This window comes from Arthrobacter sp. B055-34 (assembly GCF_059090425.1).
Genome location: NZ_JBNHFQ010000023.1, coordinates 1 through 941, shown reverse-complemented (window position 1 = coordinate 941; position 941 = coordinate 1). Strand labels below are relative to the sequence as shown.

1 protein-coding gene is annotated in these 941 nt (G+C 65.2%); it reads right to left on the bottom strand.

What is annotated here, in order from left to right; translation table 11 throughout:
- The coding region (locus AC5RWO_RS21435) for a hypothetical protein (RefSeq protein WP_498733952.1) at positions 1-467 on the bottom strand (467 nt) is incomplete at its 3' end.
- Between the last annotated feature and the right edge of the window lie 474 nt (positions 468-941).

The following is a 941-nucleotide window of genomic DNA, read 5'->3' as shown; positions in this document are numbered from 1 at the left end:
GTCTTGGCGTGGACGATCGGTGTACTCGCGCCGCGGACCGTCAGTGCGGTCCTGACGCGGACGGTCCCCGTACTCACGGCGAGGCTTATACCCCTCGGCGCCACGGTCTTGGCGTGGACGATCGGTGTACTCGCGCCGCGGACCGTCAGTGCGGTCCTGACGCGGACGGTCCCCGTACTCACGGCGAGGCTTATACCCCTCGCCTCCTTGGCCGGAGCCGCGAGGGGCGCCGCGGTCCTGACGCGGACGATCGGTGTACTCCCGCCGCGGTCCATCAGTGCGGTCCTGACGCGGACGGTCCCCGTACTCACGGCGAGGACCATCGGTACGATCCTGACGCGGACGGTCGCCATATTCACGGCGGGGACCGGATCGTTCCCGGCCTGCTGCACCTTCACCGCTGCCGTCGCGGCGATCGTCGCGTCCCCGGAAGCCGCGTGGGTCTCCACCCGAATTGCTTGTGCCACGATAGGCACCGCTTTGCCGGCGTGCTTCACTGTCCCGACGTGGACCCTCGCCACGTCCAGCAGGTTTGTCAGATCCTGAGCGGCCGCCGAAGTTGCCCCGTCCGGCACCGCCCTTGTCGTCTCGTTCCCCACGACCACGGAAATCAGCCATGCCGGAGCTCCTCTCAGTGCGGGCCTGGCACCCCTCAAAGGAGCCTTCAGCCGCCATCTCTATTTATCTGGTGATTTGTGTTGATCTATTGATCAGAACGCGGCACGACATGTGCCACCAGACCAGTCTAGTGCAGACCATCGACACGGCAGGCTGACTGGGCTGTGATACCACTTACGACGGCGGGCCATGGCTTCAGCGACCGGACATGGTTTCCGTCAACGGCCTTAAATGGGTGAAGGGCTCCACCGTCATGGTGGAGCCCTTCACGCTCAAAAGATGTCCGGCGGTGACCTACTCTCCCACACCCTCCCGGGTGCAGT